This window comes from Sphingomonas bacterium (assembly GCF_903644055.1).
GTDB lineage: Bacteria > Pseudomonadota > Alphaproteobacteria > Sphingomonadales > Sphingomonadaceae > Sphingomonas_I.
Map to the genome: position 1 here is coordinate 1 of NZ_CAHJXD010000182.1, position 5,200 is coordinate 5,200.

The 5,200-nt window shown below is 68.4% G+C and carries 4 protein-coding genes; 3 read left to right on the forward strand and 1 reads right to left on the reverse strand.

Features of this window, described 5'->3' with window-relative positions; all coding sequences use genetic code 11:
• Window positions 1-1,539: aminopeptidase N (pepN, locus tag HUU94_RS07985; protein WP_174274560.1), on the reverse strand; the 1,539-nt coding region annotated here is incomplete at its 3' end.
• A gap of 282 nt (window positions 1,540-1,821) precedes the next feature.
• Between pepN and HUU94_RS07990 the strand changes: the two genes are divergently transcribed.
• The 3 genes from HUU94_RS07990 (at window position 1,822) to HUU94_RS08000 (ending at window position 5,092) form a co-directional block, all read left to right on the forward strand.
• Window positions 1,822-2,280 carry a hypothetical protein gene (locus tag HUU94_RS07990; RefSeq protein WP_174274561.1) on the forward strand — a complete coding sequence of 153 codons (459 nt, stop codon included), beginning with the start codon at window positions 1,822-1,824 and terminating at the stop codon, window positions 2,278-2,280.
• A 110-nt stretch (window positions 2,281-2,390) separates the two neighbouring features.
• A complete protein-coding gene (locus HUU94_RS07995; protein ID WP_174274562.1) occupies window positions 2,391-3,536 on the forward strand; it encodes an HlyD family secretion protein in 1,146 nt (381 codons plus the stop codon).
• A gap of 8 nt (window positions 3,537-3,544) precedes the next feature.
• On the forward strand, window positions 3,545-5,092 hold the full coding sequence (locus tag HUU94_RS08000) for an MDR family MFS transporter (protein ID WP_174274563.1): 1,548 nt from the start codon (window positions 3,545-3,547) through the stop codon (window positions 5,090-5,092).
• The last annotated feature ends 108 nt before the right edge of the window (window positions 5,093-5,200 follow it).

A 5,200-nucleotide genomic window follows, 5' to 3' on the forward strand; every position in this document is an offset into this window, starting at 1 on the left:
GAGGACGACCAGCCGTTCCTCGCCCAGCGGCGTGCCGGTGCGGCCGCCGAGCAAGGCGATGCGCAGCGGGATCGGCATCGGCTGCTTGTCCGGCTGCCCCGGGGTCGGCGGCACCGATTGAGACAGGGAAAGTCGCGCACGGCCGCCGGTCGGCTCGGCGATCAGCGAAGCCCTGACGCGCGGCGTGCCGGCCTGCGTGTACCAGCGGCGGAAGCGGGTGAGATCGGCGCCGCCGGCATCCTCCATCGCGGCGATGAAATCCTCGCAGGTCGCGGCCTCGCCATCGTGGCGTTCGAAATAGAGATCGGTGCCCGCGCGAAACTTTTCCTCGCCGAGGATCAGGCGGAGCATGCGGATCACCTCGGCGCCCTTGTTGTAGATCGTCGCGGTGTAGAAATTGGCGATCTCGATATAGCTTTCGGGGCGGATCGGATGCGCCAGCGGGCCGGCATCTTCGGGGAATTGCGCGGCGCGGAGCGCGCGGACATCCTCGATCCGCTTGACCGCGGGCGAGCCCTGATCGGCCGAGAATTGCTGGTCGCGGAAGACCGTGAAGCCCTCCTTCAGCGAGAGCTGGAACCAATCGCGGCAGGTGACCCGGTTGCCCGACCAATTGTGGAAATATTCGTGCGCGACGACGCCGGCGATCGCATCGAAATCGGCGTCGGTCGCGGTTTCGGGATCGGCGAGGATGTAGCGCGAGTTGAAGATGTTGAGGCCCTTGTTCTCCATCGCGCCGAAGTTGAAATCGTCGACCGCGACGATGTTGAATAGCGCCAGATCATATTCGCGGCCGTAGACGCGCTCGTCCCACGCCATCGACGCCTTGAGCGCCTCCATCGCGTGCGCGGTTTTGGGCAGATCGGCGGCGCGCACCCAGATGCCGAGATCGATCGTGCGGCCCGACATGGTGGTGAAGGTATCGCGGTTCGCGGCGAGATCGCCCGCCACCATCGCGAACAGATAGCAGGGCTTGGGGAAGGGATCGCGCCACAGCGCATAGTGGCGGCCGCCCTCCGCCTCGCCCGCATCCATCCGGTCGCCGTTGGACAGCAGCACCGGGAAGCGCGCGGCATCGGCCTCCATCCGCACCGTGAAGCGGCTGAGCACGTCGGGGCGATCGGGGAAGAAGGTGATGCGGCGGAAGCCTTCGGCCTCGCACTGGGTGCAGAGCAGGCCGCCCGAGGCATAGAGGCCCATGAGCTGCGAATTGGTCTCGGGCGCGATCTGAACCTCGGTTTCGACGAGATGGTCGTCGCCGGCGAGATCGACGACCAGGGTCTCGCCGTCGAGCCGCCAGGCATCTCGGAGGTCCGCGCCGTCGACGGTCACGGCAAGCGGCGCCAGCGCGTCGCCGTCGAGCCGCAAAGGACGCCGATGCCCGCCGTTGCGGCGCACCGTGAGCCGGGCGCGGACGCGCGTGGCGGCGGGATCGAGCTGGAAATCGAGCGCGATCTCGGGAACCAGCCAATCGGGGACGCGATACGCCTCGCGGCGGATCACGAGCGGGGTCGAGAAGGCGGAGGCGGCATCGAGCATCCATGCGATTTATGGAGGTTGGCGCCCGAGCGCCAGCCCGACGCCGCGGATCGCACGTCTGGCTTAGCCAGCCACCTCCCCTTCCAGGGGAGGATCGTCTTAGAATCCGTCCTGTCGACGTTGAACTCTCGTCACCCCGGCTCAAGGCCGGGGTGACGTTCAGCTTGAACCGGACAGCTTCCAGTGCTGCGCTGTCGGTCGCGCCCGGCTCCAGCTATGCTCTTCGCGTTTTCCGAGCAGGCAGTGATTCCCCCTGCTTTGAAAACGCCCTAGGAAGCGGCGATGTCTCCGTTCGCGCTCCTCGCCCTGCTGGCGGCCGTCGCCGCGCCCGGCCAGCCGCTGACGGTGGCTTATTTCAACGCGTTGCAGGAACAGGGGCCGCTGCTGCCCGAGGAGCTCGCCGCGCGGCAGCGGGACGGCAACGCCGGCAGCGAGGCGATCGCCGCCGATCTCGCGCTCAACGAATGGAAGGCGTGCGTGCTCGAATCGATCGTGCGCTGGGCGCCGCTGAAGGAGGGCGTCGGCACGATCGTGGACGGCGCGTTCGGCCGCTGCGGCGATATCGAGCGCGACTATCGCGGGCACCTGATGCGGATCACGCAGGACGGGCGCGTCGTCGTCGACCTCCAGCTCGCCCGGACGATGATCCGCGGCCTCGAGGAGGCGTGGCGTCCGCGCCTGATCGCCGCGGCACTCGATCAGGCGCTCGCGGCGCAGCAGGGCGCCGTCAAGCCGCGCTGACCGGTCGCTCCGAAAGCAAGCGGGATCATAATAAGGGGGGTTGCCATATCCGCATCAGCGGTGCGACTGCGCTATCGCAATCGTCCGGCTTTGGGCGGATGAGGTATCGCATGGCACAGCAGGCGGATGCCGCCCCCCCGACCGAATCACCCCGGCAAATTCGCCTCAGCCGCGGCATGATCCGCGGGCTGATCGTCGCGGTGATCGTCATCGCGATCGCGATCCTGATCTGGTTCGTCCATTATCAGACGCGCGGGCGTTATTTCGAGGATACCAACGATGCCTATGTCCGCGCCGATGCGGTGACGGTCAGCTCCAGGGTCTCGGGTTACGTCGAGCAGGTGTTCGTCGCCGACAATCAGGACGTGCGCGCCGGCGATCCGCTCGCGCGCATCGATCCGCGCGACTATCGCGCGCAATCGGCGCAATATCGCGCGCAGATCGACGTCGCCGCCGCCAGCGCCGAAAACGTCCGCGCCGGGATCGGCGAGCAGCAGGCGACGGTCGATCAGGCGCGCGCGCAGCTCGCCTCGTCGCGGGCCGACGCGCAATTCGCCGCCGGCGAAGTCAGGCGCTATGCGCCGCTGGCCGAAAGCGGCGCCGAAACGCGGGAGAAACTGGCGATGCTGCGCAAGCAGGCCACCCAGGCGGCGAACGCCGTCGCGGCGCAGACCGCCGCCTTGACCATCGCCGAGCGCCGGATCGGATCCTTGCGCGCGCAGGTCCGCCAGGCGCAGGCGCAGGGCGAGGCGGCGCAGGCGCAGCAGAGCGCCGCCGGCATCAACCTGAGCTCGACGCTGATCCGCGCATCGGTGGCGGGCCGGATCGGCGACAAGAGCGTACGCGTCGGGCAGTTCGTCCAGCCCGGGCTGCGCCTGATGTCCGTGGTGCCCGTCCAGGCGATCTATATCGTCGCCAATTTCAAGGAGACGCAGATCGGGCTGATGCGCGCCGGGCAGCCCGCGTCGATCCGCGCCGATGCGCTGCCCGGCGTCGATCTGCGCGGCCATGTCGACAGCATCTCGCCCGGAACCGGCGCGCAATTCTCGCTGCTTCCCCCGCAGAATGCGACGGGCAACTTCACCAAGATCGTCCAGCGCGTGCCCGTGCGCATCGCGATCGACGCAAGCCCCGAAGCCCGCGCCGCGCTGGTGCCCGGCTTTTCGGTCAAGGTCACGGTCGATACGATCGGCGCCAAGGACGATTATGATCGCGTCAAGGCGCGGGAACAGGCCCGTCAGGGGGCTGGCGGGTGAGCAGGGCGATGGCGGCCCCGGCCCCGGCCGTGGAGGAACGCGCCGATGCCGCCGCCTGGCTGGCGGTGGCGGCGGGGACGCTCGGCGCGCTGATGGCGACGCTCGACATTTCGATCGTCAATTCGGCGCTGCCGACGATCCAGGGCGAGATCGGCGCCAGCGGCACCGAGGGGACGTGGATCTCGACCTCCTATCTGGTCGCCGAGATCATCGTCATCCCGCTTTCGGGCTGGCTGGAGCGCGTGCTGGGGCTGCGCACCTTGCTGTTGATCGCGGCGAGCCTCTTCACGGCTTTCTCGATGCTCTGCGGCCTTTCGACATCGCTGGTCATGATGATCGTCGGGCGTCTCGGCCAGGGGTTCACGGGCGGCGCGCTGATCCCCACCGCGATGACGATCGTCGCCACCCGGCTGCCGCGCCACCAGCAGCCCGTGGGCAATACGATGTTCGGCGCCACCGCCTTCCTCGGCCCGGTCATCGGCCCCGTGCTCGGCGGCTGGCTGACCGAAAACGCGAGCTGGCACTACAGCTTCTTCCTCAACCTGCCGGTGGGGATCGCGCTGCTGACCGTGCTGCTGGTCGCGATGCCGCACCGCAAGCCGAGGTTCGATCTGGTCCGCACCGCCGACTGGATGGGGATCATAGGCCTCATCCTCGGCCTCGGCGGGCTTACCGTGGTGCTGGAGGAAGGCGAGCGCGAGCAATGGTTCGCCTCGCCCGAAATCCGCTGGCTGGCGCTGACCAGCGCGATCGGCTTCGTGCTGGTGGCGGCGGGCCAGATCCTGGCCAGGCGGCCCGTGATCCGGCTGGCATTGCTGCGCGACCGCCAGTTCGGCGCGATCGTGGCGATGGTCACGATGGTCGGGATGGTGGTGTACGGCACATCCTACATGATCCCCCAGTTCCTCGGCACGATCGCCAGTTACAATGCGTTGCAGGCGGGCGAGATCGTGCTGCTGTCGGCGGTGCCGATGATCCTGATGATGCCGTTCGCGCCCTATCTGCTGCGCCATCTCGACATACGCCTGGCGGTGGGATCGGGGCTGCTGATGCTGGCGCTCAGCGCCTATCTGGAAACCGATCTGACCGCGCAATCGACCGGCGGCGCCTTTGCGACCTCGCAGATCATCCGCGGCGTGGGCTCGCTGTTCGCGATGACCTTCATGAACCAGGCCGCGATCCGATCGGTGAGCGCCGAGCAGGCGAGCGACGCCGCCGGCCTCTACAATACCGCGCGCAACCTGGGCGGCAGCCTGGCGCTGTCGGGGATCGCGGTGATCCAGGATCAGCGCATCTGGCTGCACAGCCGCCGGATCGAGGAAGTCTATTCGGCCAATTCGGTGGACATGCAGACCTATATGGCGGCGCAGGGCGCGGCGCTGGGATCGCCGGAGGCCGCCTATCAGGCGCTGGCGGGCACGGTGCAGGTGCAGGCGCTGACGATGACCTATGCCGATCTCTTCTGGATTCTCGCGATGGGGGTGCTGTGCGTGGTGCCGGGCGTGCTGCTGCTGCGGCCGCTGCCGAAGAATCCCAAGCCGGTGCGCGTGCATTGATGGCCTGGCGATCGCGCTTCATCCCGGCCGTCGCGCTGCTGCTCGGCGGCTGCATGGTCGGCCCGCGTTACGCCGGCCCGCCCGCCGCCGCGCCGCGTGCCGCGCAAG